29 protein-coding genes are annotated in these 26,997 nt (G+C 60.9%); 2 read left to right on the top strand and 27 right to left on the bottom strand.

The features are described from left to right. Positions 1-248: 248 nt before the first annotated feature. The 10 genes from AC1DVH_RS02145 to ccmA all read right to left on the bottom strand — a co-directional run bounded on the left by AC1DVH_RS02145 (position 249) and on the right by ccmA (position 7,633). Complete coding sequence (locus tag AC1DVH_RS02145) at positions 249-656, bottom strand: hypothetical protein (protein ID WP_477752442.1); 408 nt, start codon at positions 654-656, stop codon at positions 249-251. Positions 657-671: 15 nt separating this feature from the next. Next, positions 672-1,874 (bottom strand): c-type cytochrome biogenesis protein CcmI, encoded by a 1,203-nt coding sequence (gene ccmI, locus AC1DVH_RS02140; RefSeq protein ID WP_477752441.1) that lies wholly within the window; start codon positions 1,872-1,874, stop codon positions 672-674. After that, positions 1,867-2,340: a cytochrome c-type biogenesis protein gene (locus AC1DVH_RS02135; protein WP_477752440.1), complete on the bottom strand. Its 474-nt coding sequence runs from the start codon at positions 2,338-2,340 to the stop codon at positions 1,867-1,869. The genes ccmI and AC1DVH_RS02135 overlap by 8 nt, the downstream gene beginning before the upstream one ends. After that, complete coding sequence (locus tag AC1DVH_RS02130; RefSeq protein WP_477752439.1) at positions 2,337-2,873, bottom strand: DsbE family thiol:disulfide interchange protein; 537 nt, start codon at positions 2,871-2,873, stop codon at positions 2,337-2,339. Before AC1DVH_RS02130 ends, AC1DVH_RS02135 begins: the two co-directional genes overlap by 4 nt. Beyond that, the gene (locus AC1DVH_RS02125) at positions 2,870-4,858 is read right to left on the bottom strand and encodes a heme lyase CcmF/NrfE family subunit (RefSeq protein WP_477752438.1); all 1,989 of its coding nucleotides are present in this window, start codon (positions 4,856-4,858) and stop codon (positions 2,870-2,872) included. Before AC1DVH_RS02125 ends, AC1DVH_RS02130 begins: the two co-directional genes overlap by 4 nt. A gap of 3 nt (positions 4,859-4,861) precedes the next feature. After that, positions 4,862-5,317, bottom strand: a complete 456-nt coding sequence (gene ccmE, locus AC1DVH_RS02120) for a cytochrome c maturation protein CcmE (RefSeq protein WP_477752437.1) — start codon at positions 5,315-5,317, stop codon at positions 4,862-4,864. Then, complete coding sequence (ccmD, locus tag AC1DVH_RS02115) at positions 5,314-5,490, bottom strand: heme exporter protein CcmD (RefSeq protein WP_092271396.1); 177 nt, start codon at positions 5,488-5,490, stop codon at positions 5,314-5,316. Before ccmD ends, ccmE begins: the two co-directional genes overlap by 4 nt. After that, positions 5,487-6,242, bottom strand: coding sequence for a heme ABC transporter permease (locus tag AC1DVH_RS02110; protein ID WP_007980756.1), 756 nt, complete (start codon positions 6,240-6,242; stop codon positions 5,487-5,489). The genes ccmD and AC1DVH_RS02110 overlap by 4 nt, the downstream gene beginning before the upstream one ends. Positions 6,243-6,332: 90 nt before the next feature. Next, the gene (ccmB, locus tag AC1DVH_RS02105) at positions 6,333-7,001 is read right to left on the bottom strand and encodes a heme exporter protein CcmB (RefSeq protein ID WP_007980754.1); all 669 of its coding nucleotides are present in this window, start codon (positions 6,999-7,001) and stop codon (positions 6,333-6,335) included. Beyond that, positions 6,998-7,633, bottom strand: a complete 636-nt coding sequence (gene ccmA, locus AC1DVH_RS02100) for a cytochrome c biogenesis heme-transporting ATPase CcmA (RefSeq protein ID WP_477752436.1) — start codon at positions 7,631-7,633, stop codon at positions 6,998-7,000. Before ccmA ends, ccmB begins: the two co-directional genes overlap by 4 nt. Before the next feature lie 198 nt (positions 7,634-7,831). Between ccmA and fliK the strand changes: the two genes are divergently transcribed. Together fliK and AC1DVH_RS02090 are read left to right on the top strand one after the other, a co-directional pair. Next, positions 7,832-9,406 carry a flagellar hook-length control protein FliK gene (gene fliK / locus AC1DVH_RS02095; RefSeq protein ID WP_477752435.1) on the top strand — a complete coding sequence of 525 codons (1,575 nt, stop codon included), beginning with the start codon at positions 7,832-7,834 and terminating at the stop codon, positions 9,404-9,406. Continuing rightward, complete coding sequence (locus tag AC1DVH_RS02090) at positions 9,403-9,729, top strand: EscU/YscU/HrcU family type III secretion system export apparatus switch protein (protein ID WP_477752434.1); 327 nt, start codon at positions 9,403-9,405, stop codon at positions 9,727-9,729. Before fliK ends, AC1DVH_RS02090 begins: the two co-directional genes overlap by 4 nt. 128 nt (positions 9,730-9,857) lie before the next feature. Here AC1DVH_RS02090 and AC1DVH_RS02085 read toward each other — a convergent pair whose 3' ends face one another. From AC1DVH_RS02085 to flhB, 17 genes are all read right to left on the bottom strand, one after another. After that, entirely contained in the window at positions 9,858-10,091 is a 234-nt protein-coding gene (locus tag AC1DVH_RS02085) for a hypothetical protein (protein ID WP_477752433.1), read from the bottom strand. A 420-nt stretch (positions 10,092-10,511) separates the two neighbouring features. Further along, positions 10,512-11,003 carry a hypothetical protein gene (locus tag AC1DVH_RS02080; RefSeq protein ID WP_477752432.1) on the bottom strand — a complete coding sequence of 164 codons (492 nt, stop codon included), beginning with the start codon at positions 11,001-11,003 and terminating at the stop codon, positions 10,512-10,514. Positions 11,004-11,279: 276 nt separating this feature from the next. Then, entirely contained in the window at positions 11,280-11,672 is a 393-nt protein-coding gene (locus AC1DVH_RS02075; protein WP_477752431.1) for a DUF2802 domain-containing protein, read from the bottom strand. Continuing rightward, a complete protein-coding gene (locus AC1DVH_RS02070; RefSeq protein WP_007980742.1) occupies positions 11,673-12,158 on the bottom strand; it encodes a chemotaxis protein CheW in 486 nt (161 codons plus the stop codon). Positions 12,159-12,200: 42 nt separating this feature from the next. Continuing rightward, the gene (locus AC1DVH_RS02065) at positions 12,201-13,118 is read right to left on the bottom strand and encodes a CheW domain-containing protein (protein WP_477752430.1); all 918 of its coding nucleotides are present in this window, start codon (positions 13,116-13,118) and stop codon (positions 12,201-12,203) included. A 126-nt stretch (positions 13,119-13,244) separates the two neighbouring features. Then, a complete protein-coding gene (locus AC1DVH_RS02060) occupies positions 13,245-14,033 on the bottom strand; it encodes a ParA family protein (protein WP_008000390.1) in 789 nt (262 codons plus the stop codon). A gap of 43 nt (positions 14,034-14,076) precedes the next feature. Next, positions 14,077-14,967: a flagellar motor protein MotD gene (motD, locus tag AC1DVH_RS02055; protein WP_477752429.1), complete on the bottom strand. Its 891-nt coding sequence runs from the start codon at positions 14,965-14,967 to the stop codon at positions 14,077-14,079. A gap of 12 nt (positions 14,968-14,979) precedes the next feature. Next, positions 14,980-15,720 (bottom strand): flagellar motor protein, encoded by a 741-nt coding sequence (locus AC1DVH_RS02050; RefSeq protein ID WP_477752428.1) that lies wholly within the window; start codon positions 15,718-15,720, stop codon positions 14,980-14,982. Next, positions 15,720-16,850, bottom strand: a complete 1,131-nt coding sequence (locus AC1DVH_RS02045) for a protein-glutamate methylesterase/protein-glutamine glutaminase (RefSeq protein WP_477752427.1) — start codon at positions 16,848-16,850, stop codon at positions 15,720-15,722. Before AC1DVH_RS02045 ends, AC1DVH_RS02050 begins: the two co-directional genes overlap by 1 nt. A 48-nt stretch (positions 16,851-16,898) precedes the next feature. Beyond that, positions 16,899-19,142 (bottom strand): chemotaxis protein CheA, encoded by a 2,244-nt coding sequence (locus AC1DVH_RS02040; RefSeq protein WP_477752426.1) that lies wholly within the window; start codon positions 19,140-19,142, stop codon positions 16,899-16,901. Positions 19,143-19,195: 53 nt separating this feature from the next. Next, a complete protein-coding gene (locus tag AC1DVH_RS02035; RefSeq protein ID WP_477752425.1) occupies positions 19,196-19,984 on the bottom strand; it encodes a protein phosphatase CheZ in 789 nt (262 codons plus the stop codon). Between the two features lie 21 nt (positions 19,985-20,005). After that, positions 20,006-20,377, bottom strand: a complete 372-nt coding sequence (locus AC1DVH_RS02030; protein ID WP_003183998.1) for a chemotaxis response regulator CheY — start codon at positions 20,375-20,377, stop codon at positions 20,006-20,008. 168 nt (positions 20,378-20,545) lie between these two features. Next, complete coding sequence (gene fliA / locus AC1DVH_RS02025; RefSeq protein ID WP_223461391.1) at positions 20,546-21,286, bottom strand: RNA polymerase sigma factor FliA; 741 nt, start codon at positions 21,284-21,286, stop codon at positions 20,546-20,548. Continuing rightward, positions 21,283-22,113, bottom strand: coding sequence for a flagellar synthesis regulator FleN (gene fleN, locus AC1DVH_RS02020; protein ID WP_008001746.1), 831 nt, complete (start codon positions 22,111-22,113; stop codon positions 21,283-21,285). Before fleN ends, fliA begins: the two co-directional genes overlap by 4 nt. A 116-nt stretch (positions 22,114-22,229) precedes the next feature. Further along, positions 22,230-23,558 (bottom strand): flagellar biosynthesis protein FlhF, encoded by a 1,329-nt coding sequence (gene flhF / locus AC1DVH_RS02015; protein WP_477752424.1) that lies wholly within the window; start codon positions 23,556-23,558, stop codon positions 22,230-22,232. Between the two features lie 11 nt (positions 23,559-23,569). Next, a complete protein-coding gene (gene flhA / locus AC1DVH_RS02010; protein ID WP_477752423.1) occupies positions 23,570-25,699 on the bottom strand; it encodes a flagellar biosynthesis protein FlhA in 2,130 nt (709 codons plus the stop codon). 157 nt (positions 25,700-25,856) lie between these two features. Further along, positions 25,857-26,996 (bottom strand): flagellar biosynthesis protein FlhB, encoded by a 1,140-nt coding sequence (gene flhB, locus AC1DVH_RS02005; RefSeq protein ID WP_477752422.1) that lies wholly within the window; start codon positions 26,994-26,996, stop codon positions 25,857-25,859. Between the last annotated feature and the right edge of the window lies 1 nt (position 26,997).

Below are 26,997 nucleotides of genomic sequence, written 5' to 3'. Positions count from 1 at the left end.
TTAGCGAGGGGCCGTACGTTCGGGGCGAGACCTTTTGGTTCCTTTTGGGGCGTTTGCCAAAAGGGACTCGCCGTAAGGGCGAAACCGCCAGCCGCCGTTACCGCAGAAACGGATATGCACACTGTCAACAAAAGACAGGCCGGCTGTCAGGCCGCCTTCGCTGGCAAACCAGCTCCTACAGGGATTGGGGGTTGAACCGGATTATTCAGCAGGCACAAAAAAGGCGACCCGAAAGTCGCCTTAGTGCGTTACTGCCCGAATTGCCGCCCCAGGCCACCCGGTACACCGTGAATATCCGTCTCCTCCCACGGCCCCTTCGGACTGATCGACCGGCTCCAGCCGTTATCCCAACGGTAATAGGTACGCTGGCGATAAAAGGTATTGGGCTGATCATCGAGCACATACACCCCAAGCTTCGGATCCCAATGGCTGTTGCCCCCGGGTGGTGGCGCGAAGCTCGCAGAAGTGCGTGGCAACGGCTTGGAGGGTTTGGCCGGGATGCTCGGCTTGCTCGGTACAGGCGAAGTCGATGGCGTAGGGCTGGGCTGCGACGGCGGGAACGGTGGTGGTGCCTGTTGTTCCGGTGGTTGCTGGACCGCACAAGCGCTTAACCCCATAACGACGCTGAGCAGGGTGATACGAGCGAATGCGGTCATGATTGCGTTTTCCTGTTATTTGTCCGGGCTGTCGATGGTCAGTGTTTGCGGCGCAGTGGTGCTGCTGGCCAGGGGCTGGCTGCGACCGATCCATTCGCCGGCGGTCGGTTTGCCGGCGCGGGAAATGCGCGCAACCAGTTGGACTTCAGGGAAGTTCGACAGTTTCAATTGCGGCATCATCGCGTCGGCATCGCCCAGTTCGACGGTCACCGGCAGGTCGGCCACCGTCATGCGCTTGACCGCCAGCGGGGCCGGAGGACCGGAGATCGCACGGGCGAAGATGAACACGCTGTCGCCAGGCTGGACCTTGGTCTTGAGGTCCGCTGCCAGATCGACGCTGACCTTGAGCAACGCCGAGGCCTTGGCCGCCGGTGCCTGCGCAACCTTGCCGCCACTGGCCACCAGCTTCTCCGTGGCCCGGGCAATCCCGCCTTGCAGCGCCTCGCGAGACTTGTCTTGCGGCGGCAACTGCGCCAACAGGCGATTCCAGTAATCGATGGCGTCCTGATAACGCTCGCTTTCAAACGCGGCAATACCGAGCAGGCCAAGGCTGGTGACTTCTTTCGGATCGGTCTTGAGCGCTTCGTCGGTCAGGGCCTGGACCTTGTCCGACCACTTCTTGTCATCGGCGAAGTACTGGGCCTGGGCCCATTGGCCGAGCAGCTCGGGCTGGCGGCCGGCCAGGTTCACCGTGCGTTCGAACATCTTCGCCGCGTCCGCCGGGCGATCCTGAGCCATGTAGGTGCGACCGAGGAAGTACGTGCCTTCGGCGGAATCCGGTTGTGCGGCAACCGCGCGCTCCAGTCGTTTGGTCATCTCTTCCATCGTCTGCGGCGCCTGGRCGAACTCGCGGGTCAGCTCAACCTTGTCGCTGGCGCCGTAATGCATGTACAGCCCCAGGCCCAGCACCGGCACCAGAACGGCCGCCAGCAATGGCAAGGGTTTGCCCAGGCGCGAGACCTGCGGCGCTTCGACGCCCTCGGTGTCCGCCAGCAATTCACGGGCAGCTTCCGCGCGACCGGCGTCCATTTGCGCCGCATCGAGCACGCCCTCTTCCTGCTGAGTCTGCAACTCAGCCACGCGCTCCTGATACAGCGCGACGTTCAGGGCGGTACGATCCTCTTCGCGCTGGGCACGACGACTGCGCAGCACCGGGATCAACAGAAAACTCAGGGCCACCAGAAGCAGCAGACCTGCAGCGAGCCAGAAATCAATCATTCTTGGTTTTATCCAACAGGTGGTCGAGGCGCGAGCGCTCCTCGGCAGAAAGCGAGCCCGGGGTGCTGGCGCGTTGCACGCGACGACGGCGGACGATCACCGCGATGATCACCACACCGCCCAGCAGCAGGCCGGCGGGGCCGAACCAGAGCAAGGCGGTCTTGGCGTTCAGCGCAGGCTTGTAGCGGACGAAATCACCGTAGCGATCGACCATGAAGTCGATGATCTGCTGGTTGTCCTTGCCCTCGCCCAGCATGCGAAAAATCTCTTTGCGCAGGTCGGCGGCAATCGGTGCGTTGGAATCGGCGATGTCCTGATTCTGGCACTTGGGGCAACGCAGCTCCTTGGTCAGCTCGCGGAAACGCTCGCGATCTCCTTCCTTGGCGAACTCGTAGGTGTCGATGGCCGCGTGGGCCACGCCCGCCAGGCTCAAGCCCAGGACAATGGCAGCGATCCAGCGCTTCATGGCTTGGCCTCGTCGACCAGCGCCTGGTACTTGGCCGCCAGTTTTTCGCGCCAGACCTGCTCGTCGATCACGCCGACAAACTTGTCGCGGATGATGCCCTTGGCGTCGATGAAGAAGGTTTCCGGTGCGCCATACACGCCGAGATTCAGGCCCAGTGAGCCTTGGTCGTCACGAATGTCCAGTACATACGGGTTGTGGAAGTCCGTCAGCCACTTCAAGGCATCGGCGTTGACGTCCTTGTAGTTGATGCCGTAGATCACCACGCCTTGCTGGGCCAGCTTGTTCAACACCGGGTGCTCGACCCGGCAGGAAATGCACCAGGTGCCCCAGACGTTGACCAGCGCCGGTTTGCCCAGAATGTCAGCCTTGGTCAGGGCCTTGTCGCCCTGCACCGTCGGCAGGGAAAACTCCGGGAACGGCTTGTTGATCATGGCCGAGGGCAGCTCGGCCGGATCCAGGTACAACCCACGGTAAAGGAATACAGCAACCACCAGAAAAATCGCCAGTGGCAACAACATCAACCAACGCTTCATGCAGTGGCTCCCGACATGCCCAGTGCTTCGCGCACGCGGCTTTTGACCTTGACCCGATAACGCCGATCCAGCGCCGCCAGCAATCCACCGAAACCTGTCAGCAAACCACCGAACCAGATCCAGCGCACGAACGGTTTGACGTGCACGCGCACAGCCCAGGCGCCGTTACCCAAGGGTTCACCGAGGGCGACGTAGAGGTCGCGGGTGAATCCGGCGTCGATGCCCGCTTCGGTCATCACCGAGTTCTGCACGGTGTACAGGCGTTTTTCCGGGTGCAGCACGCTGACTTCCTTGCCGTTGCGGATCACCCGGACGGTGCCCTTGTCGGACGTGAAGTTCGGGCCTTCGAAGTGCTTGGCACCTTCGAAGATGAAGTGATAACCGGCCAGGTCCATGGACTCGCCCGGCGCCAGGCGCAGGTCGCGCTCGGCACTGTTCTGGCTCGACAGCACGACACCCAGCGCACACACGGCAATGCCCAGGTGCGCAACCTGCATGCCCCAGTAACTGCGGGTCAGGGTTGGCAGGCCCTTGATCAGCCCTTTGTGGCGGGTCTTGTCGAAGATGTCTCGCACACCGGCCAACAGCACCCAGGCAGCGAGCATGAAGGTTGCGAGCACCGCCCAGTTGAAATCGCCGTAGGCGACGCCGGCCACTACTGCCAGCGCGGCGCTGCCGAGCAAGACCGGGGTGAGCATGCTCACCAGCCATTTCACCGGGGTGTCTTTCCAGCGCACGATCACGCCGACCGCCATCACCATCATCAGCAACGCCATCAACGGAATGAACAGCGCGTTGAAGTACGGCGGGCCGACGGACAGCTTGGCGCCGGTCATGGCGTCCAGAATCAGCGGGTACAAKGTACCGAGCAGGATCATCGAGGCCGCGACTACCAGCAYCAGGTTGTTGCCCAGCAGCAAGGTTTCCCGGGACCAGAGGTTGAAGCCGACCTGGCTCTTGACCACCGGCGCGCGCAGGGCGAACAGCGTCAACGAACCACCGACCACGAACAGCAGGAAAATCAGGATGAACACGCCGCGCTCCGGATCGGAGGCAAAGGCGTGCACCGAGGTCAGCACGCCGGAACGCACGAGGAAAGTACCGAGCAGACTCAAGGAGAATGCGGCGATGGCCAACAACACGGTCCAGCTCTTGAACACGCCACGCTTTTCCGTGACCGCCAACGAGTGAATCAGTGCAGTGCCCACCAGCCATGGCATGAACGAGGCGTTTTCCACCGGGTCCCAGAACCACCAGCCGCCCCAGCCGAGCTCGTAGTACGCCCACCAAGAACCGAGGGTGATGCCGATGCCGAGGAACGCCCAGGCAACAATGGTCCACGGACGCGACCAACGCGCCCACGCGGCATCCAGGCGACCGCCCATCAGCGCGGCGATGGCGAAGGCGAAGGCCACCGAGAAACCGACGTAGCCCATGTACAGCATCGGCGGGTGAACGATCAGGCCGATGTCTTGCAGCAAGGGGTTGAGGTCGGCACCGTCGCTGGGCACTTGCGGCAGGATGCGCTTGAACGGGTTGGAGGTCATGATAAGGAACAGCAGGAAACCGGTGCTGATCATGCCCATCACCGCCAGCACGCGGGCCAGCATGACCTGTGGCAACTGCCGGGAGAATACCGACACCGCGAAGGTCCAGCCGCCGAGAATCAAGGCCCACAACAACAAGGAACCTTCGTGGGCACCCCACACGGCGCTGAACTTGTAGTACCACGGCAACGCGCTGTTGGAGTTGTTGGCCACGTAGGCCACGGAGAAGTCATCGACCATGAAGGCGTAGGTCAGGCAACCGAAGGCGAACAGCAGAAAGGTGAATTGCCCCCAAGCGGCCGGCTGGGCCAGGCTCATCCACAGGCGGTCACCGCGCCAGGCACCGAACAGCGGCACCACGGCCTGAGCCAGGGCGAAGCACAGGGCCAGGATCATCGCCAGGTGGCCAAGCTCGGGAATAAAGATGCCGGATGTCATGGATCAACCCTCCTTCGCGGGCGTTGGAGCCGATTGACCGCTGTCTTTCAACGCCTTGGTCACTTCCGGCGGCATGTACTTCTCATCGTGCTTGGCCAGCACTTCATCGGCCACCACCACGCCATCGGCATTGAGCTTGCCCAGAGCGACGATGCCCTGCCCTTCGCGGAACAGGTCCGGCAGGATGCCGCGATAAGTGATGGTCACGGATTTGTTGAAGTCGGTGACGACGAACTTCACGTCCAGGGAATCACTGGAACGCTCCAGCGAGCCCTTCTCGACCATGCCGCCGGCACGAATGCGCGTGTCTTGTGGGGCTTCACCGTTGGCGATCTGGGTCGGTGTGTAGAACAGATTGATGTTCTGCTGCAGGGCGCTCAGGGCCAGGCCGACGGCAGCGCCGACCCCGACCAGGATCGCGAAAATGATGATAAGACGCTTTTTGCGCAGCGGATTCACTTGCCGTTCTCCCGGCGCAAACGACGCGCCTCTTGTTGCAGATACCGCTTGCGGGCCAGGATCGGCGCCGCCACGTTGAGGACCAACACCGCCAGGCAGATGCCATAGGCTGACCAGACATACAGGCCATGATGACCCATGGCGATGAAGTCGCCGAATGAAGCAAAACTCATCGAGCGACCTCCAGGCTGTTTTCCACTTCGGCTTTGACCCAACTGGCCCGGGCTTCGCGCTTGAGCACTTCAAGGCGCATGCGCAGTAACAGGACCGCGCCGAAGAAACAGTAGAAACCCAGCGCCGTCAGCAGCAATGGCAGCCACATCTCGGCAGGCATCGCCGGTTTTTCGGTGAGGGTGAAGGTCGCGCCCTGGTGCAGGGTGTTCCACCACTCCACCGAGTATTTGATGATCGGGATGTTGATCACACCGACAATCGCCAGCACCGCGCAGGCCTTGGCCGCGCTGTCACGATTGCTGATGGCGTTGCCCAGCGCAATGAGACCGAAGTACAGGAACAGCAGGATAAGCATAGACGTAAGGCGTGCATCCCAGACCCACCACGAGCCCCAGGTCGGTTTGCCCCAGATCGCCCCGGTGACCAGCGCCACCGCGGTCATCCACGCGCCGATAGGCGCCGCGCATTGCAAGGCGACGTCGGCCAGTTTCATCTTCCACACGAGGCCGACGATACCGCACACGGCCAGCATCACGTAGATGGACTGGGCCAGCATGGCGGCCGGGACGTGGATGTAGATGATGCGAAAGCTATTGCCCTGCTGATAGTCCGGCGGCGCGAAGGCCAGGCCCCAGACCACGCCAACACTGATCAGCAGCAACGCCGCGACGCTCAGCCAGGGCAACATTTTGCCGCTGATGCCGTAAAACCATTTGGGCGAGCCGAGCTTGTGAAACCACGTCCAATTCATACTGTTTCCATCACGGTTGCTCTTTACTGTGAAGAGCCAGGGTCTGCCTTTCTTCAAAAAAAGTGATCAAATTTTGATCAGGCCTCATTATTATTCGCCGACGCTGATCTTCAGGCCAGCGGCTATTGCAAAAGGTGTCAGGGTTATCGCCAGGGCGGTCAGGCTGCCAAGCCACAGGAGATAACCGGTCGCCGGCATCCCCTGCAAGGCAGCCTGCAAGGCGCCACTGCCAAGGATCAATACCGGGATGTACAGTGGCAGAATCAGCAGTGCCAGTAACAGGCCACCGCGCTTCAAACCGACCGTCAGCGCCGCGCCCACCGCACCGAGCAGGCTCAGTACTGGTGTACCGAGCAGCAACGAAAGCAGCAACACTGGCAGACAGGCGGCAGGCAAACCGAGCATCAGCGCCAGCAAGGGCGCCAGCAAAACCAGTGCCAGGCCGGAAAAAGCCCAGTGTGCCAGCACCTTGGCCAAAACCAGAAGAGCCAGGGGGTGCGGCGAAAGGACCCACTGCTCGAGCGATCCATCCTCGAAATCACTGCGGAAAAGCCCGTCCAGCGAGAGCAGGACCGATAAAAGTGCCGCGACCCAGACCAGCCCCGGAGACAAGGTTTGCAACAATTGAGACTCGGGACCGACCGCCAACGGGAACAGGGAAACGACGATGGCAAAGAACACCAGCGGATTGGCCAGCTCCGCCGGACGGCGGAATAGCAGACGAGCTTCGCGGGCGACCAACAGGCCGAAAACACTCATACGGCCCAGCTCCCCAGATCGATGTCGCGATAACCGGCCGGCATCCGGCTCAGCGTGTGATGAGTGGTCAACACCACCATGCCGCCACGTTCGCAGTGGCCGGCCAGATGAGATTCAAGCTGTGCCACGCCCTGCTTGTCGAGGGCGGTAAAGGGTTCATCGAGGATCCATAGCGGCGGACTGTCCAGATACAGGCGCGCCAAGGCGACGCGGCGCTGCTGACCAGCGGACAGGGTGTGGCAAGGCACATCCTCGAATCCACGCAGCCCGACCGCGGCCAGTGCCTGCCAGATCGCCGCATGAGTCGCCGGATGGTGCAAGGCACACAGCCAGCTCAGGTTCTCTTCCGGCGTCAGCAAGTCCTTGATCCCGGCAGCATGGCCGATCCACAGCAGGCTGCGCGCCAGCTCTCCGCGTTGTTCGTTCAGCGGCTGGCCGTTGAGCAGCACCTGACCGGCGGTCGGCTGCATCAGCCCCGAGAGCAGGCGCAACAGGCTGGTCTTGCCGCTGCCGTTGGGGCCGCTGATTTGCACCATTTCGCCACTGGCCAGTCTCAAATCGAGATTTTCGAAGAGCAGCCGAAGGTCTCGCTCACAGGCAAGGGCAACGGTTTGCAGGACAGGACTGGTCAAGGGTTCACGGGCCTTATACGGTTCAAGTCGGCTCTGGCGCGGCCGTTAAAGAGATGCAGCATAGATGCAATGACGTCTTGTTCTAGAGAGCTGCGTCAAACAATTGCAAAGTTTTGCCATTTTTGGATACAACGGCGCGGCATTATACATGCCATACCTTACTCCAAAGAGTGGATTTTCCTCAGGTTGTGACCGCGTATGACAGGCGAAATGAACATCCTCCCACTACCGCAATCCCTCCCGGCGACGTCACGCCCGCCGGTGGTCAGCGGTGAGTTGCTCAAGTTGCTGACGCCGGTGGAGGGGCTGATCAGCGTCGGTCAAACCGCCCAGGCTGAAGTCTTGTCGCTCAAGCAGGTGGATCAGACTTTCCAGATGCTGCTCAAAGTCACCCTCGACAGCGGCCGCCAGACTACGGTCCAGACCACCAGTAATCAACCACTGGCCCAGGGCACCACGCTGGTCGTCACCCAGCCCTCGGCCGGCAGCCTGGCCGTGACGGTACAACAGGCCATTGCCTCCAACGTCGCCACCCTCACCCGCCTCGACACCGCGCAACTGCCCGTCGGCACTCTGTTGCAGGGCAAAGTGCTGACCTCGCAAGTGCTGCCGCAGGTACCCGGCCAGCCCATGGTGTTTCGCTCGATGGTGAGCTTGCTCAATACCGCACTGAGCGGCAGCACCCTGAACATCGACAGTCCGCAGCCCTTGCGCATCGGTACCTTGTTGAGCGCTCAGGTGCAGGACGCCCAGACCGTGAAATTCGTGCCACTGAGCAGCCGCCAGGAACAACTGGCGGTGACCCGGCAACTGGTCGATCAGCAAAGCCGCCAGGGTTCGCTGGATGGCTTGCTCAAGCTGCTGCAGAACCTTCCCGCCTCGGACCAGACCTCCGCCGAACTGCGCAGTGCCGCCGCCCGCCTGCTCGCCGGCCTGCCGGATGTCCAGCAATTGAGCACCGCCAAGGGCCTGGCGCTGGCGCTGGCCGGCAGCGGCGCTTTCCTCGAAAGCAAACTGCTGAGCGGGCAAAACCCGACGCTAACGCCGGACATGAAAGGCGATTTGCTCAAACTGGTCGCGCAACTGAGTCAGGGCTTGCCGGCCAACACCAGCCTCGGCGCGATCATCGCCGCCAATACCCTGGCCCAGGCCATGCCGAATTTTGTCCGCAATGCCCTGGGCATGCTCGGCCAGGTCAGTGCCAAACCGTCGCCGAGCGGTTTCCCGCTGCCCGAGCGCCTGTTGCAAGGCTCCGACGGTGAAAACGACCTCGAACACCTGCTGCGCCTGGCCGCCGCCGCAGTTTCACGCCTGCAAAGCCATCAACTGTCGAGCCTGGAACAGACCGGCGTAACCGCCGACGGGCGGCTGATGAGCACCTGGCAGCTGGAAATCCCGATGCGCAGCATGCAAGACATCGTGCCCTTGCAGGTCAAGTTCCAGCGTGAAGACTCACCCGAAAACGAACAGCCTAAGGAGCGTCGCGAAGAACGCGAACCCAAGCAACAGCTGTGGCGTGTGGAACTGGCCTTCGTCATGGAACCTCTGGGGCCGCTGCAAATCCAGGCGCAACTGATCAAGGGCAGCCTCTCCAGCCAGCTCTGGGCCGAACGGCCGTACACCGCCAGCCTGATCGAAAGCAATCTCGCCGGGCTGCGTGACCGTTTGCTGTCCGCCGGCCTGAACGTCGGCGACCTCGATTGCCACCTCGGCACACCACCCCAAGGCCCGCAAACCCGCCTCGAACAACGCTGGGTCGACGAAACCGCATGAAAAACCCCAACGCCCCACGACAGGCCATCGCCCTCAAATACGACGGCACCCACGCCCCGACCCTCACCGCCAAGGGCGACGAAGCGCTGGCGGAAGAAATCCTGCGCATTGCCCGCGACTGCGAAGTGCCGATCTACGAAAACGCCGAACTGGTGAGATTGCTGGCGCGGATGGAACTGGGGGACAGCATTCCGCAGGAGCTGTATCGGACGATTGCCGAGATCATTGCGTTTGCGTGGAATTTGAAGGGGAAGTTTCCGGCGGGGCAGGATCCGGAGGCGCCGAAGATGGAGCGTGATATCACCACTACAACATCAGAATGAAAGCACCATCCTATCGATATCTGTCACGGCAACGTTTTGATCAGATAACCCTCATAAAATCCTGTCTATACCCGCCTGCGATTATCACACTCCGCCCATCAGTCCATCCGTCAACGGGTGGCTGTCACTCAGGGGAGTCGAAGAAGATTTTCAGCAGTGTAGAGAGGATCTTCTCCTGYTCCAATTTGATTAAGAACGTAAGAAACCCGAACTCCAACTTCCGGCCAACCCAGACTATTATATTGTTGTTGTCGAAATCGCGCCTTTTTACCAGCAATGCTTGATATTGTTACGAACCCATACATTGACTCAGGATCAAACTCTATTATGGAACCAGTTGTACGGTCACGAACACTGCTCATCTGAATCTCCTTTACATAAGGCCGAGGCCGAAAAATTTAAGTCATTCCCTACATTAGAACGGGATACGCTTATTGAACACTCCTCTGAGCCGATTAAATACTGAATATATGTATCGCCATCTGTAAAAGCGCTTCAAAATATTGGGTTAAAACGAAGATATCGAACGTCAGAGAGACTGAAACGTCGAGAGATAAAACGCTCCGGTCAAGCAAAGCCGGAGTTTCTGGCTTGGGCAGTTCAGTATGATGAGGGAGGCGTTCCCGAACGGAGCTTGGCCAGGCATCAGGAATGGCTGCCTGTGCTTACTTGTGCTGCCTTGAAGCTTGAGGGGACATGTCTGTTACAGATCGGGTACGGCAAATACTGGATGCAGTCGACGAGCAGAACCACACACCGTCGGTCATATGAACGTGTGTTGGCTATACACTTACGCCAGCTCCTACAAAAAAGCGCAAAAGCTTGAGACTGCGACCGACAATCAATCCATTGATAAGGCCAGCCCCCAGTGCCGACCATGCCGTCATCGGTAATTCATTGGCCATTTCCGGATACATCGCTGCCTGACAGCCAAGGTAGTAACGCCATGCAAAGAAGCCCCAATACACCATCAGTACCTTGATTGTGCCAGGCAGAACCAGATGTTCCCCCTCGCGCTGCACATTGCTGTACGAGAAAAAGCGCAGTGCCTGCAACCATCCCGCCAATAACCCGATTACATAGGCCGAGAGTGGAATGACTACACCTTGGGAGAGATTCAGCGAAGCCAGGGACAGGGTCACGAATATCACGGGCGATATCTGCAATGCCCTTTTCGACACCTGATTCTTGAAGCAGGCAATGACACCGTAATAAGTCAGGATCAGAAAAACCGCATGAACCCACAGCGGTGTACCGCGCAAAATGTCGAGCATAAGCCTTCCTGGCACTGAATAGGTTTGAACAAGATGCTCAACCTACTGATGGCGGGTTGYAATCACAAGATAGCGGGATCTGAAAAAGCGATAGGCAGGAGGCTACGACGGAGTAGTACCCGTCTGAGGATAGAGAGGAATGCGTCGGATCCTGGGGAAGACTACTGAAATTTCGAGGACGCCTTCGCTGGTAAGCCAGCTCCTACAGTTCGGTATCGGCGTGAACCTGTAGGAGCTGGCTTGCCAGCGAAAGCGACATCAGCCAGATCGCAAAACTCAGTTCTTGTGAAGCTTACTCATCAACTCCGCCTCCGCCTGGGTCAAGCCGCAGGACTGGGTCAGTTCGTTGACGCTGGCGCCCATTCCGACTAACCGCGCTGCCTGAGCAAACGACAGGCTTGAAGGATCGCGTTGTTCCAACTGTGCCAGTTTGTCTGGCAACGGCCCGACCACCGCGCGAAGCTCATGCAAGTCTTCACCCATGCGCACGTTGCCGTTCTGGTAATCGTCGACGCGTTTGCCCAGGTCCTTGATGCGCTGATCGCGCAGCGCATCGCCTTGGGTCTGTTGTGCGGCGATCTGCTCTTGACCGCGAATGTACGCCAGGAACATTGCCAGCGTACCTGCCCAAAACAGGAACAGGACAATGACCGCAACCTCGAGAATCAATCAGATACTCTCCAGTTCCGACCATTCTTCTTCGCTCATCATCTTGTCGAGCTCGACGAGGATGAGCAATTCGTTGTTCTTGTTGCACACGCCTTGAATGAACTTGGCGGACTCTTCGTTACCCACGTTCGGCGCGGTTTCGATTTCCGACTGACGCAGGTAAACCACTTCGGCCACGCTGTCGACCATTATCCCGACCACCTGCTTGTCGGCTTCGATGATGACGATACGGGTGTTGTCGCTGATCTCGGCATTCATCAGGCCGAAGCGCTGGCGGGTGTCGATCACGGTAACGACGTTGCCGCGCAGGTTGATGATGCCCAGCACGTAGCTCGGGGCACCCGGGACCGGGGCGATTTCGGTGTAACGCAGGACTTCCTGGACGCGCATCACGTTAATGCCGTAGGTCTCGTTGTCCAGCTTGAAGGTGACCCATTGCAGGATCGGATCTTCGGAACCCTTTGCCGCCGTCGCCTTGTCATTCATACCCTGATCCCCTCAAGAAACCGCCCTGGCGGTGTTGTTCCGTTATGTAGTTTTGTGGGTCGGCTTGTGGCCGTCCATGTGCTTTGCGCCGCCGCTGGCGATCAACTCGGCCAGCGCGGAAACGTCGAGCAACGCACACATGTGTTCAATCACCGTGCCCGCCAGCCATGGCCGTTGACCACGGTGACTGCGCCACTTGATTTCGTTCGGATCCAGGCGCAACGAGCGGCTGACCTGATGCACCGCCAGCCCCCACTCGTAGCCCTGGACGGAAATGACGTATTGCAGACCCTGCTTGAAATCGTCGCGATAACGGTCGGGCATGACCCAACGTGCGGTATCGAGCACCTTGAGGTTGCCGGCCTGGCTCGGCAGGATGCCCAGGAACCATTCGGGTTGGCCGAACAGCGGCGTCAGCTCGTGACCGGCCAGGGAATAGATCGACCCCAGGCACACCAGTGGCACTGCCAGGGTCAATCCGGCGACATCGAACAGCAGGCACTCGAACGGTTCGGCGGCCCAGGACGGACGACCGTCGGATTCGACCGGTGGCGGCGTGTTGCTCGGTGGCAGGTGCACTTCGACGACGGGCGGAACCAGCGTCTGCTGTACCTCGACGACGGCGGGCTGTACCTCGACCGGGGGAGGGACCAGGACCTGCAGCAACGGCGCGATGGTCGAGACCGGCGCCATGACGGGTGCCGGCGCTTCGATAACCGCCTTGACCACTGGCGCAACCGATGCCCGTGCCGGGGCGGCCGTTACAGTCGCGGCGGCATCCCGGGCCTGTTCTTCGAGCACCGCTGCCTGGAACTCGTCGAGCACGGCTTCGGCGGCGATCTCCTCGGCCACTGCCTCTACGGGCAGCGTCAATTCTTCAGTCACTTCCTGCAGCAGGCTGTCCAGGTAGGACTGCAAGGCCAGTTGCGGGCGCGAAGTGGTCTTCAATGGCCGGTTCATGAGCACGCACCTGTAGGAGCGAGCATGCTCGCGATGAACCTGAGAGCGCCACGGGGTGTCAGGTTTCCCGCGTCATCGTTGACGACCATCGCGAGCAAGCTCGCTCCTACAGGAATTGGGCTCATGTCACGCCACCTGCGGAACAAGTTGTGCCGCCAGCAGATGCTTGAGCAACGCACGGTAAGCGAGGACGCCACGGCTCTTGCCGTCGAATTGCGAAGGCGTCAGCCCCGCTCGACTGGCATCGCGCAGGCGCGTGTCCACCGGGATGTAGCCTTGCCAGATTTCGTCGGGGAATTTGTCGCGCAGCACGCGCAACGTGCCGAGGGACGCCTGGGTCCTTCGGTCAAACAGCGTCGGCACGATGGTGAACGGCAACGCCTGTTTGCGCGAGCGGTTGATCATCGCCAGGGTGTTGACCATGCGCTCAAGGCCCTTGACCGCCAGGTGTTCGGTCTGCACCGGGATCACCAGTTGCTGGCTCGCCGCCAAGGCATTGACCATCAGCACGCCGAGCAAGGGCGGGCTGTCGATCACCGCGTAATCGAAGTCCTGCCACAGTTGCGCCAGGCTCTTGGCAATCACCAGGCCCAAACCACTCTGCCCCGGCGACTGGCGCTCAAGGGTGGCCAGCGCGGTGCTGGAGGGCAACAGGGAGATGCGTTCGTCGCTGGTCGACAGCAGCAGTTGACCCGGCAGGCCTTGCGGCACGTTGCCCTTGTGGAGGAACAGGTCGTAGCTGCTGTGCTCCAGGGCGTCGGGATCGTAGCCGAAGTAGCTGGTCATCGAGCCGTGGGGGTCGAGATCGACCACGACCACGCGCTTGCCCGCCTCCGCCAGTAAACCGGCTAAAGCGATGGAGGAAGTGGTTTTACCAACACCACCCTTTTGATTGGCGACTGCCCAGACTCTCATTCGGATTGTTCCTCCCGGCCGAATGGATCGGCCGAGAAATAGCTCAACGTGTTAATGCGGGTGACGGAGAATTGACGGCGCTCTCTCGTACCGGCGACTTGACCGGGGTCGGTGCAGTTTGTGTGCCAGCACGCTTCAATGCGGCATCCGGTTGCGCATGGGCGGTTCCGGTGCCGGTCAGGCTGCGGCGCACATCGAGGTTGCGCGACACCACCAGCACCACGCGACGGTTGCGGGCGCGGCCTTCAGCGGTGGCATTGTTGGCCATCGGCTGAAACTCGCCGTAGCCCACCGACGCCAGGCGACCGGGGTTCACCCCCTGCRTCGCCAGCATGCGCACGATGCTGGCCGAGCGGGCCGAAGACAGTTCCCAGTTGGTCGGGTACTGCGCGGTGCGGATCGGTTGGTCGTCGGTGAAGCCTTCGACATGAATCGGGTTGTCGAATGGCTTCAGGATCGCCGCAACCTTGTCGATGATGTTGAACGCGATGTTGCTGGGCATGGCGTCGCCGCTGCCGAACAACAGGCTGGAATTGAGCTCGATCTCGACCCACAACTCGTTGCCGCGCACGGTCATCTGGTTGGAGCTGATCAGGTCACCGAACGCCGCACTGATGTCGTCGGCGATGCTTTTGAGCGGATCGCTGGCGCCGGCGACACCGGCATCGACCAGGTCACTGTCCTTGACCAGCGGCTTGGCCGGGGTCACGGTCTTCGGCCGCTCGTCACCGATGGGGATGGGCTTGAGCGAACGATCGGAATCGGTAAAGACGCCGATCAACGCTTCGGAAATGACCTTGTACTTGCCTTCGTTGATCGAAGAGATCGAGTACATCACCACGAAAAAGGCGAACAGCAAGGTGATGAAGTCCGCGTAGGACACCAGCCAGCGTTCGTGGTTTACATGCTCTTCATGCTGGCGACGACGTGCCATGAGCTTATTCCCTTAATCCATGAAGCCTTGCAGCTTCAACTCAATGGAGCGAGGGTTTTCACCTTCGGCGATCGACAGGAGTCCTTCCAGCAGCATTTCGCGATAACGCGACTGGCGCAACGCGATGGATTTGAGTTTGGCGGCAATCGGCAGCAGCACCAGGTTGGCACTGGCCACGCCGTAGATGGTGGCGACGAAGGCCACGGCGATGCCGTTACCCAGTTGCGACGGATCGCCCAGGTTGCCCATGACGTGAATCAAGCCCATCACCGCACCGATGATGCCGATGGTCGGCGCATAGCCGCCCATGCTTTCGAAGACCTTGGCCGCTTCGACATCGCGGCTTTCCTGGGTGTAGAAATCCACTTCCAGAATGCTGCGGATCGCCTCCGGCTCGGCACCGTCAACCAGCAGTTGCAGGCCTTTGCGCGCGTAGTTGTCGGGCTCGGCGTCGGCGATACCTTCAAGGCCGAGCAGGCCTTCCTTGCGGGCGGTCAGGCTCCAGTTCACTACGCGGTCGATGCCACCGGCCAGGTCGACACGGGGCGGGAACAGGATCCAGGCAAGGATCTGCATGGCGCGCTTGAAGGCGCTCATCGGCGATTGCAGCAGCGCGGCGCCAATGGTGCCGCCGAGCACGATCAGCGCTGCCGGGCCGTTGGYCAGGGCGCCAAGATGACCGCCTTCAAGGTAGTTGCCGCCGATGATGGCGACGAAGGCCATGATGATGCCGATCAGGCTTAGAACATCCATCAGATGCAGGCCTCGACCAGGTGCTTGCCAATGTCGTCGAGGCTGTACACCGCGTCGGCGAGTTCAGCCTTGACGATGGCCATCGGCATGCCATAGATCACGCAACTGGCTTCGTCCTGTGCCCAGATCGAACTGCCGCCCTGCTTGAGCAGGCGCGCGCCTTCACGGCCGTCGGCGCCCATGCCGGTCAGGACCACCGCCAGAACTTTGTCGCCGTAGGACTTGGCTGCCGAACCGAAGGTGATGTCCACGCACGGCTTGTAATTCAGACGCTCGTCACCCGGGAGGATTCTCACCGCGCCACGGCCGTCGATCATCATCTRCTTGCCACCCGGCGCCAGCAGCGCCAGGCCCGGCCGCAGGATGTCGCCATCCTCGGCTTCCTTGACGCTGATGCGGCAGAGCTTGTCCAGGCGCTCGGCGAAGGCCTTGGTGAAGGCGGCCGGCATGTGTTGGACCAGCACGATCGGGGCCGGGAAGCTGGCCGGCAATTGGGTCAACACCCGTTGCAGCGCAACCGGGCCGCCGGTGGACGTACCGATGGCCACCAGTTTGTAGGCTTTGCGTTTCGGCGCGGGCGACGACGCAGTGGCCGCATGCGTACGCGCAGGGATCGGTGCCGGTGCCGGACGCACGGGCGCGCTGCTGCCAAAACTGCCAACGCTGGAAGGCGCAGGCGTCGGGGCTGGTGCAGCGACAGGCGTCGGAGCGCTGTAGGCGCTGACTCGACGATTGCTGCGCGCAATGCTGAGGATCTTCTCGCACAGCAGTTGCTTGACCTTCTCGGGGTTGCGCGAGATGTCTTCGAAATTTTTCGGCAGGAAGTCCACCGCGCCGGCATCCAGCGCATCGAGGGTGACGCGGGCGCCTTCGTGGGTCAGCGAGGAGAACATCAAGACCGGGGTCGGGCAGCGTTGCATGATGTGCCGCACAGCGGTGATGCCGTCCATCATCGGCATCTCGTAGTCCATGGTGATCACGTCGGGCTTGAGGGCCAGCGCCTGATCGATCGCCTCTTTGCCGTTGGTCGCCGTGCCGACGACCTGGATATTGGAATCCGCTGAAAGAATTTCCGAGACGCGGCGGCGGAAAAACCCCGAATCGTCCACCACCAGGACTTTGACTGCCATAAACACTCCATTAGTTGGAGCGAGGCCAGGCGCCCCGCTCCACCAGAATCAAATACGCCGTGTGGCGTAACGCTTGAGCATGCTCGGAACATCGAGAATCAGCGCGATGCGGCCGTCACCGGTGATGGTGGCGCCGGACATGCCCGGCGTTCCCTGGAGCATTTTGCCCAATGGCTTGATGACCACTTCTTCCTGGCCCACCAGTTGATCGACGACAAAGCCGATCCGCTGCGTGCCCACCGAAAGGATCACCACATGGCCTTCGCGCTGCTCTTCGTGAGCGGCGGAGCTGACCAGCCAGCGTTTGAGATAGAACAATGGCAGTGCCTTGTCCCGCACGATCACCACTTCCTGGCCGTCCACAACGTTGGTGGTCGACAGGTCGAGGTGGAAGATCTCGTTGACGTTCACCAGCGGGAACGCGAATGCCTGGTTGCCGAGCATGACCATCAGCGTCGGCATGATCGCCAGGGTCAGCGGCACCTTGATGACGATCTTCGAACCCTGGCCCTTGGTCGAGTAGATGTTGATCGAGCCGTTGAGCTGGGAAATCTTGGTTTTCACCACGTCCATGCCCACACCGCGACCCGATACGTCGGAGATCTCGGTCTTGGTCGAGAAACCCGGGGCGAAGATCAGGTTGTAGCATTCGGTGTCGCTCAGGCGGTCCGCCGCATCCTTGTCCATCACACCGCGCTTGACCGCGATTGAACGCAGGACGTTCGGGTCCATGCCTTTGCCGTCATCGGAAATCGACAGCAGGATGTGATCGCCTTCCTGCTCGGCCGCCAGGATGACCTTGCCGCCACGAGCCTTGCCCGAGGCTTCGCGTTCTTCCGGCGATTCGATGCCGTGGTCGACTGCGTTGCGCACCAAGTGGACCAACGGATCGGCCAGGGCCTCGACGAGGTTCTTGTCGAGGTCGGTTTCTTCGCCGACCAGCTCCAGGTTAATCTCTTTCTTGAGCTGGCGAGCCAGGTCGCGAACCAGGCGCGGGAAACGCCCGAAGACTTTCTTGATCGGCTGCATCCGGGTCTTCATGACCGCGGTTTGCAGGTCGGCCGTGACCACGTCGAGGTTCGACACGGCCTTGGACATGGCTTCGTCGCCGCTGTTGAGGCCCAGGCGGACCAGGCGGTTACGCACCAGCACCAACTCGCCGACCATGTTCATGATCTCGTCGAGACGCGCAGTATCGACGCGTACGGTGGTCTCGGCTTCACTGGCCGGCTTTTCCGCCGGTGGCGCGGCCGGAGCACGGGCGGCAGCAGGTGCAGCGGCAGCAGCCGGCGTTTCAGCTTTTGGTTCGGGTGCCTTGGTCACCGGTTTCGGCGCCGCAGCCTTCGCGGCCGGCGCGGCAACGGACGTGTTCGATCCGCTGGCAACCGTCGCCTTGCCGACTTCGCTGAACTTGCCTTTGCCGTGCAACTCATCGAGCAGCGATTCAAATTCGTGATCGCTGATCAGATCGCTGCCGACCGCTGCGGCGGCTGGCACGGCAGGTGCTGGCACGGAAGCAATGGCCGACTCGAGCGCATCGACAGCGAAGTTACCCTTGCCGTGCAGTTGGTCGAGCAGTGCTTCGAATTCTTCGTCAGTAATATCGGAGCTGTCGCCTGCCGCTTTCGGGGCCTCTGGCGCAGCTGGCGCCGGGACCACCGCGTCAACGGCGAACTGGCCCTTGCCGTGCAGTTGATCGAGCAACGACTCGAACTCGGCGTCGGTGATTTCATCGCTGACCGGCGCAGAAACAGCCGCCGGCGCCTCGGCCTGGGCCTTGACGGCGTTCAGCGAGTCCAGCAGTTGTTCGAATTCATTGTCGGTGATATCGCCCGATTCGCTTTCAGCCACAGACGCTTCGACCACGGCGGCAACAGGTGCAGCAGCCACCTCGTCAGCCGATTGCGGCTCGGCCAGACGGGCCAGCGCCGCGAGCAGTTCAGGTGTCGCAGCCGTGATCGGGCTGCGTTCGCGGACTTCGCTGAACATGCTGTTCACCGCGTCCAGCGCTTCGAGAACCACGTCCATCAGTTCCGAGTCGACGCGACGCTCACCCTTGCGCAGGATGTCGAACACGTTCTCGGCGATATGGCAGCACTCCACCAGCTCGTTGAGCTGGAGGAAGCCGGCGCCCCCTTTTACAGTGTGAAAACCGCGAAAAATTGCATTGAGCAAATCCGCATCATCCGGACGGCTTTCCAGCTCGACCAGTTGCTCGGACAGTTGCTCTAGAATCTCGCCGGCCTCAACCAGGAAATCCTGAAGGATCTCTTCATCGGCGCCGAAGCTCATTAAGGGGGTGCTCCTACAGGTCTAAAAACCCAAAAAACCTAAAACTCTAAAATTTAGAATCCCAGGCTGGATAGCAAATCGTCCACATCGTCCTGACCGGACACAACGTCTTCTCTTTTATCGGCATGAATCTGCGGACCTTCACCCTGAGAGAGATGTTTTTGTGGATCTTTTTCAGCAAGCATCGCTTCACGGTCATGTTCGATGCCCGCAAAGCGGTCCACCTGACTGGCCATCAGCACGAGCTTGAGCAGGTTGCTTTCAACTTCGGTGACCAACTGGGTCACACGCTTGATCACCTGGCCTGTGAGGTCCTGGTAATCCTGGGCGAGCAGGATGTCGTTGAGGTTGCCCGACACTGCGCGATTGTCCGTGCCGCTGCGCGTCAGGAACCCGTCGACCCGGCGGGCCAGTTCACGAAACTCTTCGGCGCCGACTTCGCGACGCATGAAGCGTCCCCAGTCCGTGCTCAAGGCCTGGGCTTCATCCGCCAGGCCATTGACCAGCGGCGTGGCACTTTCCACCAGATCCATGGTGCGGTTGGCCGCAGCCTCGGTCAGCTTGACCACATAGCCCAGACGCTCGGTGGCGTCGGTGATCTGGGACACTTCTTCGGCTTGCGGCATGTGCGGGTCAATCTGGAAATTGACGATCGCGCTATGCAGTTCGCGAGTGAGCTTGCCCACTTCCTGATACAGGCCGCGGTCACGGGTCTGGTTGAGCTCATGGATCAATTGCACCGCGTCGCCGAACTTGCCTTTTTCAAGGCTCTCGACCAATTCGACGGCGTGTTTTTTCAGGGTCGACTCAAAGTCGCCCAATGAAGTTTCGTTATTGCCCATAGCTCCCCCGTGGCGCACTCATCAACCGATGCGTTCGAAAATCTTCTCGATTTTTTCTTTCAACGCCTGGGCCGTGAAGGGTTTGACCACATAGCCGTTAACGCCGGCCTGGGCCGCTTCGATGATCTGCTCGCGCTTGGCTTCAGCGGTCACCATCAGCACCGGCAGGTGCTTGAGCTTTTCATCGGCACGCACGTGGCGCAGCAGATCGATACCGGTCATGCCAGGCATGTTCCAGTCCGTTACCAGAAAGTCGATGCTTCCGCTGTTGAGCACCGGAATGGCGGTAGTGCCATCGTCGGCCTCGACGGTGTTGGTGAACCCAAGGTCACGCAGCAGGTTCTTGATGATCCGCCGCATCGTTGAGAAGTCATCAACGATGAGGATTTTCATGTTCTTGTCCAATTCGACCTCCAAGCAGTCTTAAACGCGCCCAGCACCTGGACGCGCCATTTCAATCAATCCGGCAAAGCACTCGATGACTGTCTGGAGCACAACAGATCGCGACCGGCGCAGTTCAACACCACACCGGCCTCGTTCGCAGTGTCCCCCACACTGCCTTCAGCGCGCTCGCCACTCCCCCAAACGCCCCCGCAAACGGGCCGCGCACTGGCTGTGTAACTGGCTGACCCGAGATTCGCTGACCCCCAGGACCTCACCGATTTCCTTGAGGTTCAACTCTTCGTCGTAGTACAGCGCCAACACCAGTCGCTCACGCTCCGGCAAATTGGCAATCGCCTCCGCCAGCGCAGCCTGGAAGCGTTCATCTTCCAGATCGCGTGACGGCTCGATATGAGCACTCGCGCCATCCTCGTGCAGCCCTTCGTGTTCGCCGTCCTGCAACAGGTCGTCGAAACTGAAGAGCCGGCTGCCCAGGGTGTCGTTCAAAATCCCGTAGTAATCGTCGAGACTCAATTGGAGTTCGGCCGCAACTTCGTGATCTTTAGCGTCACGGCCGGTTTTCGCTTCAATCGAGCGAATGGCGTCGCTGACCATGCGCGTATTGCGGTGAACCGAACGTGGCGCCCAGTCCCCCTTGCGCACCTCATCGAGCATGGCGCCGCGGATTCGAATGCCCGCGTACGTCTCGAAACTGGCGCCTTTGCTGGCGTCATATTTGGTCGACACCTCAAGCAGGCCGATCATCCCGGCCTGGATCAGGTCTTCGACCTGGACGCTGGCCGGCAGGCGCGCCAACAAGTGGTAGGCAATGCGTTTAACCAGCGGCGCGTAACGCTCGATCAGCTCGTACTGCGCATCACGCGCCGATTTTTTGTAGAGGTTGTAACCGCTTGCTGTCATAGAACCGGTCCTGCTGTCTGCTGCACGAGGCGCTCGACGAAAAACTCCAGGTGCCCGCGCGGGTTGGCAGGCAGCGGCCAGGTATCGACCTTCTGTGCGATGGCCTTGAATGCCAGCGAGCACTTGGAACGCGGGAAGGCCTCGTAGACGGCGCGCTGCTTCTGCACGGCCTTGCGCACGCTTTCGTCGTAGGGCACCGCGCCGACGTATTGCAGGGCGACGTCGAGGAAGCGATCCGTGACCTTGGTCAACTTGGCGAACAGGTTGCGCCCTTCCTGCGGGCTCTGGGCCATGTTGGCCAGGACGCGGAAGCGGTTCATGCCGTAGTCACGGTTAAGCAATTTGATCAAGGCGTAGGCGTCAGTGATCGAGGTCGGCTCGTCGCACACCACCAGCAGCACTTCCTGGGCTGCGCGAACGAAACTGACTACCGAGTCACCAATGCCCGCCGCGGTATCGATCACCAATACGTCGAGGTTGTCGCCGATATCGCTGAAGGCCTGGATCAGGCCGGCGTGTTGCGCGGGGCTCAGATGCACCATGCTCTGAGTGCCGGATGCGGCCGGAACGATACGGATGCCGCCGGGTCCCTGCAGCAGTACATCGCGCAGTTCGCAGCGGCCCTCGATCACGTCGGCCAGGGTACGTTTGGGTGTCAGGCCCAGCAGAACGTCGACGTTCGCCAGCCCCAGGTCGGCGTCCAACAGCATGACGCGCCGGCCAAGCTCAGCCAGAGCCAGGGACAAGTTCACTGACACATTAGTTTTCCCGACGCCACCTTTGCCGCCGGTCACCGCGATCACCTGTACGGGATGCATGCTGCCCATGTTATTTCTTTACCTTGTCTTGCATAGACGGAGGCCACATTACTGGCTGCGCGTTCACAATCGGAACAATGCATGGCAGACCATCGATGTAGGTACAAAAACTGTTCATTACTACCTTAGCCAACCTGCTTGGTTTGGCTGTGGTAAATATCAGCGAACATGTCAGCCATGGCTTCTTCGCTGGGTTCTTCCTGCATTTGCACGCTGACGGCGCGACTGACCAACTGATGACGGCGCGGCAGATGGAGATCATCCGGAATCCGCGGGCCATCGGTCAGGTAGGCCACCGGCAGCTCATGACTGATGGCCAGGCTCAACACCTCGCCCAGACTAGCCGTTTCATCCAGTTTAGTCAGGATGCAGCCCGCGAGCCCGCAACGCTTGTAACTATGATAGGCGGCGGTTAGAACCTGTTTCTGGCTGGTGGTTGCCAGGACCAGATAATTTTTCGAGCGGATGCCTCGACCGGCCAGGCTTTCGAGTTGCATGCGCAGGGCCGGATCGCTGGCCTGCAGGCCGGCGGTATCGATCAGCACCACGCGCTTGCGCAGCAAGGGTTCCAGCGCCTGCACCAGGGACTGGCCCGGATCGACGTGGGTCACCGACACATTGAGAATGCGCCCCAGGGTCTTGAGCTGCTCCTGGGCACCGATGCGGAAGCTGTCCATGCTCACCAGTGCAATGTTCTGCGCGCCGTACTTGAGCACGTAACGGGCCGCCAGCTTGGCCAGGGTGGTGGTCTTGCCCATGCCGGCTGGGCCGACCATGGCGATCACACCGCCCTCCTCCAGCGGCTCGACTTCGGGGGTAACGATCATGCGCGCCAGGTGCGCCAGCAACATGCGCCAGGCCTGACGAGGTTCTTCGATTTCGCTGATCAGCGCCAGCAGGTCGCGCGACAACGGGCCTGACAGGCCAATGCGTTGCAGGCGACGCCAGAGGTTGGCCTGGTCCGGACGGCTGCCTTGCAGCTGATTCCAGGCCAGGGAGCCCAGCTGGACTTCCATGAGCTCGCGCAAGCTGTTGAGCTCGAATCGCATCGAGTCGAACGCCCGCGGGTCCACGCCAGTGGAGGCTGGTGCAGCGGCCGGTGCGGGGCGACGGGGTTCGGCGTAGGTCGGCTCGATCAACGGCTCGGCTGCGGTGAGCGGCAAGCCGGCGAACAACTGGCGATTGGTCGCATTATCGCTCTCGCCGACGCCACGCAGGCTCAGTTCGGCCTGGGCAGTGACGATCCGCGACTGAGTCTTGCGCAGCTCGTCTTCGAGTTCCATGTTCGGAACCCGCGGCGCCAGCGCCGACAACTTGTAATCCAGCGCTGCCGTCAGCTCGACACCCCCGGCGATCCGGCGGTTGCCAATGATGGCGGCATCAGCGCCCAGCTCATCGCGAACCAGCTTCATGGCCTGACGCATATCGGCGGCGAAAAAACGCTTAACTTGCATAAACCACTACCTCAGCCGTTGGGCCCTACTGTCGCAACGATGGTCACTTGCTTGTTGTCAGGGATTTCCTGGTAAGCCAACACGTGCAAACCCGGGACTGCGAGCCGGCCGAATCGCGAGAGCATCGCGCGAACCGGACCGGCCACCAGCAGAATCACCGGCTGACCTTGCATCTCCTGGCGCTGCGCTGCGTCGATCAACGAACGTTGCAGCTTCTCAGCCATGCTTGGCTCCAGCAGAACGCCCTCTTCCGAGCCTTGCCCGGCCTTTTGCAGACTATTGAGCAATATCTGTTCCAACCTTGGCTCCAGCGTGATGACTGGCAGCTCCGACTCAGTGCCTACAATGCTTTGCACGATTGCACGGGATACGCCAACCCGCACGGCAGCCACCAGCGCGGCGGTATCTTGACTCTTGGCGGCATTGTTGGCGATGGCCTCGGCAATGCTGCGGATGTCGCGCACCGGCACTTGCTCGGCCAACAGAGCTTGCAGCACCTTGAGCAGCTGCGACAGCGAAACCACGCCAGGCACCAGCTCCTCGGCCAGTTTCGGCGAGCTTTTGCCCAGCAATTGCATGAGCTGCTGCACTTCTTCGTGACCGATCAGTTCACTGGAATGCTTGTAGAGAATCTGGTTCAAGTGGGTAGCCACTACGGTACTGGCATCGACCACCGTATAACCGAGGGATTGCGCCTGGGCGCGCTGGCTGATTTCAATCCAGACCGCCTCCAGACCGAAAGCCGGATCTTTGGCGGTAATGCCGTTGAGCGTGCCGTAGACCTGTCCCGGGTTGATCGCCAGTTCGCGATCCGGGTAAATCTCTGCTTCGGCCAGGATCACCCCCATGAGGGTCAGGCGATAGGCACTGGGCGCCAGGTCGAGGTTGTCGCGGATATGCACGGTCGGCATCAGGAAGCCCAGGTCCTGGGACAGCTTCTTGCGCACCCCCTTGATCCGCGCCAGCAACTGGCCACCCTGGTTGCGGTCCACCAGCGGAATCAGGCGATAACCCACTTCAAGGCCGATCATGTCGATGGGCGTCACGTCATCCCAGCCAAGCTCCTTGGTTTCCTGGGCGCGGGCAGGCGACGGCAGCAACTCCTGCTGGCGCTTGACCTCTTGCAGGGCCTGCACCTTGGCGACGTTCTGCTTTTTCCAGAACAGGTAAGCGCCACCGGCCGCCAGGGCCGCCATGCTCAGGAACGAGAAGTGCGGCATGCCGGGCACCAGGCCCATGACCGCCATCAAGCCTGCCGCCACCGCCAGCGCCTTGGGCGAGGCGAACATCTGGCGATTGATTTGCTTGCCCATGTCTTCCGAACCGGAAGCACGGGTCACCATGATCGCGGCGGCTGTCGATAACAACAGTGATGGCAATTGCGCCACCAAACCGTCACCGATGGTCAACAGCGCATACACCTTGCCGGCGTCGGCGAAGTTCATGTTGTGCTGGAAGATACCGACCGCCATGCCGCCGATCAGGTTGATGAACAGGATCAACAGCCCGGCGATGGCGTCACCACGGACGAATTTGCTGGCACCGTCCATGGAGCCGTAGAACTCGGCTTCCTGGGCCACTTCCGAACGACGGGCTTTGGCCTGGGCCTGATCGATCAGGCCGGCGTTGAGGTCGGCGTCGATCGCCATTTGCTTGCCGGGCATCGCATCGAGGGTGAAACGCGCGCTCACCTCGGAAATCCGCCCCGCGCCCTTGGTCACCACGACGAAGTTGATGATCATCAAGATCGCGAAGACCACGATACCGACCACGTAGTTACCGCCGATCACCACCTCGCCGAACGCCTGGATCACCTTGCCGGCCGCCGCATGACCGTCCTGACCGTGGAGCATCACCACCCGCGTGGAGGCCACGTTCAACGCCAGGCGCAACAGCGTCGCCACCAGCAGAATGGTCGGGAACACCGCGAAATCCAGCGGCCGCAAGGCGTAGACGCACACCAGCAGCACGACGATGGACAGGGCAATGTTGAAGGTGAAGAACACGTCCAGCAGGAACGGCGGCACCGGCAACATCATCATCGCCAGCATGACCAGCAACAACAGCGGCACGCCCAGATTGCCTCGACTGAGGTCGGCAATGTTGCTGCGGGCACTGTTGATTAACTGAGAGCGATCCACCGGTTTTCCCCGTTCCTTTAAAGCAAACTTTTGACGCCCGAAGCAGGCGCAGAGCGGCTACTGCAAGAAGCTTTCCAACTTTTGCGAGGGATTGGGATAGAGGGTTTCATTGCGCAATTCGATTGCCAGCGAAGAGGTCGGCAGAGACAACGCGAAATCAGGAATCGCGGCGCAGATCCGGCGGAATCGGCAGGTCATCCTTGAGCGGATCCGGTCGCTTGCCCTTGCCCGCCCGGTACTGTCGAATCTGATAAACGTAAGCCAGCACCTGCGCGACCGCCAGGTACAGCCCGCCGGGAATTTCCTGCTCAAGCTCGGTGGAGTAGTAGATCGAGCGCGCCAGCGCCGGCGACTCCAGCAGCAGGATCTCGTTGGCCGCCGCGATCTCACGGATCTTCAGGGCCAGGAAGTCGCTGCCCTTGGCCAGCAATACCGGCGCATTACCCTTTTCCGGGTCGTACTTGAGGGCCACGGCGTAGTGCGTCGGGTTGGTGATGACCACGTCAGCCTCGGGAATGGCGGCCATCATCCGGCGCTGGGACATCTCGCGCTGCAGCTGTCGAATCCGCTGCTTGACCTCCGGCCGCCCCTCTTGATCCTTGTGCTCGTCACGCACTTCCTGCTTGGTCATCAGCAGTTTCTTGTGGCTTTCCCAGAGCTGCACCGGCACATCCACCACAGCGATCAGGATCAGCCCGCACGCCATCCACAAGGTGCTCCAGCCCACCACTTGCAGGCTGTGAATGATCGCCCTGTCCAAGGGCTCATGGGCGATGCGCAGCAGGTCATCGATGTCCGATGACAACACCGCCAGCGCCACGAACAGGATGATGATGAACTTGGCCAAAGCCTTGAGCAGTTCGATCAGCGACTTGGTCGAGAACATGCGCTTGAGGCCGGGACCGGGGTTCAAGCGGCTGAATTTGGGCGCCATGGAACTCGCCGCGAACAGCCAGCCACCCAGGGAAATCGGACCGATGATGGCGGCCAGCACCAAGGTGATCATCACGGGCTGGATCGACCACAGGGCAATTTGCCCCGAGCGCATCAGGTAGGTGGCCATGGAGCGCTGATCCAGTATCACTTCCCGCGGCAGCGAGAAATTGATGCGCATCAGCTCCATCATGTCCTGCGCCATGGCGCCGCCAAAAATCAGCAGCGCCGAGGCACCGACCAGCATGATCGCCAGGGTGTTGAGTTCCTTGGACCGGGCTACCTCACCCTTTTCACGGGAGTCCTGCTTGCGCTTCTCCGTGGGGTCTTCTGTTTTGTCCTGACCGCTTTCGCTCTCAGCCATG

The organism is Pseudomonas sp. P4_C3 (genome assembly GCF_056402075.1).
This window is presented reverse-complemented; position numbering and strand designations above follow the sequence as displayed.

Coding starts and splice junctions, on each gene's coding strand:
- AC1DVH_RS02070 (WP_007980742.1), bottom strand. CDS start 12,158: ATGAATGACAAGGCGACGGCGGCAAAGGGTTCCGAAGATCCGATCCTG.
- flhB (WP_477752422.1), bottom strand. CDS start 26,996: ATGGCTGAGAGCGAAAGCGGTCAGGACAAAACAGAAGACCCCACGGAG.
- flhF (WP_477752424.1), bottom strand. CDS start 23,558: ATGCAAGTTAAGCGTTTTTTCGCCGCCGATATGCGTCAGGCCATGAAG.
- AC1DVH_RS02040 (WP_477752426.1), bottom strand. CDS start 19,142: ATGAGCTTCGGCGCCGATGAAGAGATCCTTCAGGATTTCCTGGTTGAG.
- AC1DVH_RS02065 (WP_477752430.1), bottom strand. CDS start 13,118: ATGAACCGGCCATTGAAGACCACTTCGCGCCCGCAACTGGCCTTGCAG.
- AC1DVH_RS02135 (WP_477752440.1), bottom strand. CDS start 2,340: ATGAAGCGCTGGATCGCTGCCATTGTCCTGGGCTTGAGCCTGGCGGGC.
- fliA (WP_223461391.1), bottom strand. CDS start 21,286: ATGACAGCAAGCGGTTACAACCTCTACAAAAAATCGGCGCGTGATGCG.
- ccmD (WP_092271396.1), bottom strand. CDS start 5,490: ATGAGTTTTGCTTCATTCGGCGACTTCATCGCCATGGGTCATCATGGC.
- AC1DVH_RS02035 (WP_477752425.1), bottom strand. CDS start 19,984: ATGGGCAATAACGAAACTTCATTGGGCGACTTTGAGTCGACCCTGAAA.
- fliK (WP_477752435.1), top strand. CDS start 7,832: ATGACAGGCGAAATGAACATCCTCCCACTACCGCAATCCCTCCCGGCG.
- AC1DVH_RS02130 (WP_477752439.1), bottom strand. CDS start 2,873: ATGAAGCGTTGGTTGATGTTGTTGCCACTGGCGATTTTTCTGGTGGTT.
- AC1DVH_RS02030 (WP_003183998.1), bottom strand. CDS start 20,377: ATGAAAATCCTCATCGTTGATGACTTCTCAACGATGCGGCGGATCATC.
- AC1DVH_RS02145 (WP_477752442.1), bottom strand. CDS start 656: ATGACCGCATTCGCTCGTATCACCCTGCTCAGCGTCGTTATGGGGTTA.
- AC1DVH_RS02110 (WP_007980756.1), bottom strand. CDS start 6,242: ATGAATTGGACGTGGTTTCACAAGCTCGGCTCGCCCAAATGGTTTTAC.
- AC1DVH_RS02090 (WP_477752434.1), top strand. CDS start 9,403: ATGAAAAACCCCAACGCCCCACGACAGGCCATCGCCCTCAAATACGAC.
- fleN (WP_008001746.1), bottom strand. CDS start 22,113: ATGGGCAGCATGCATCCCGTACAGGTGATCGCGGTGACCGGCGGCAAA.
- ccmB (WP_007980754.1), bottom strand. CDS start 7,001: ATGAGTGTTTTCGGCCTGTTGGTCGCCCGCGAAGCTCGTCTGCTATTC.
- AC1DVH_RS02080 (WP_477752432.1), bottom strand. CDS start 11,003: ATGCTCGACATTTTGCGCGGTACACCGCTGTGGGTTCATGCGGTTTTT.
- AC1DVH_RS02060 (WP_008000390.1), bottom strand. CDS start 14,033: ATGAGAGTCTGGGCAGTCGCCAATCAAAAGGGTGGTGTTGGTAAAACC.